We start from the raw sequence: 1,447 nt of genomic DNA on the forward strand, positions 1-1,447 counted from the left end.
GATTCCTAATGCGGTCTGTCAAGCCGCGAGGACGGTCGGTGGTGTGAGTTCGTAGCACCGTCCATCGCGCAGGAGGGCCCAGAGGACGTTCACTCGGCGTCGGGCGAGAGCGAGGACGGCCTGGGTGTGACGCTTGCCCTCGGCTCGTTTGCGATCGTAGAACCGGCGGGACTCGTCGCATGTTCGGATGCTGAACAAGGCGGAGGTGTAGAAGACGCGTTGGAGGCGGCGGTTGTATCGCTGAGGGCGCCGTAGATTCCCGCTGATCTTCCCGGAATCTCGCGGTGCTGGGGCGACGCCGCCGAAGCCGGCGAGCCTGTCGGGAGTGCCGAAGACGGTCATGTCGCCGCCGGTGGCGGCCAGGAACTCGGCGCCGAGGATGATGCCTAGGCCGGGCATGCTTGTGATCACGTCGAAGTCTTGGTGCTCGCGAAACCGGGCCTCGATGAGCTTGTCGATCTCGGCGACCTGCTGGTTGAGGCTCATCACCTCCGCCGCCAGCGTGTGCACCATATGGGCGGTCAGCCTCTCGCCCGGCAGGCTGGTGTGCTGGCGCTCAGCCGCCTCGAAGGCGGCCTTGGCCAGCTGATCGGCGCGGATGACCTTGCGGTTGCGCAGCCACGTCTCCAGCCTCTTGCGGCCGATCCGGCGGAGAGCACCTGGCATCTGGAAACCGGTCAGCAAAACGAGCGGGCCCGTGTTCGTGACATCGAGCGCACGCTCCAGGCCAGGGAAGATGCCCGTGAGTTGAGCGCGGAGCCGGTTGACGGTGCGAGTGCGGTCGGCGACCAGGTCCATGCGCCGGCCGGTGAGGATCTTGAGGTCGATGACGGTCTCGTCGCCAGCCCGTAAAGGATGCAGATCGCGGCGGATACGAGCCTGATCAGCGATGACGGCGGCGTCCTTGGCATCGGTCTTGCCTTCGCCGCGGTAGCCCTCGGAGGCGCGGTGAATGGCGCGGCCGGAGAGGTAAAGCAGCGGCTGGTCGTGGTTGAGGAGAAGCGCGATCGCGAGGGCGGCTCCGCCATCGGCCAGGTCGATGCCCCAGGTCACCTCGTCGCCCAGGGCCAGGACATCGGCTAGGAGTTCGAGTAGCTCGGGTTCGTCGTTGGCGACTCGTCGGGACAGCAGCCGGTGGCCGCTCTCGTCGATCGCGACGCAGTGGTGATGGGTCTTGCCTGCGTCGATGCCAGCCCAGATTGCGGCCATGTGATGCCTCCGTGCGGTGTGGTGCTGGTGCCTCCCGACGGACGACCTCGCTGTCGATTCCCTACGGAGCGATCATTCGCAAATCCTAATTGGCAGCCGAGTCGTCGTGGGGCGTCGGGCGGCCAATCAATGGAAGCCACTGACGGCAGAACGTTGAAAGCCACACCCGACGCCCCTGGGTGGACGAACCATACGAAGGGCTCGCCCGGTCCCGCAGAACAACGTAGGGAACGTTGAG

1 protein-coding gene is annotated in these 1,447 nt (G+C 66.0%); it reads right to left on the reverse strand.

Annotated features, from left to right (window positions below; genetic code table 11):
* Positions 1-18 precede the first annotated feature (18 nt).
* A complete protein-coding gene (locus G6045_RS40540; RefSeq protein ID WP_165337254.1) occupies positions 19-1,209 on the reverse strand; it encodes an IS110 family RNA-guided transposase in 1,191 nt (396 codons plus the stop codon).
* Positions 1,210-1,447 lie beyond the last annotated feature (238 nt).

The sequence above is a fragment of the Streptomyces mesophilus genome, from assembly GCF_011044995.1.
Classification (GTDB): domain Bacteria; phylum Actinomycetota; class Actinomycetes; order Streptomycetales; family Streptomycetaceae; genus Streptomyces; species Streptomyces mesophilus.

Coding starts and splice junctions, on each gene's coding strand:
- G6045_RS40540 (WP_165337254.1), bottom strand. CDS start 1,209: ATGGCCGCAATCTGGGCTGGCATCGACGCAGGCAAGACCCATCACCAC.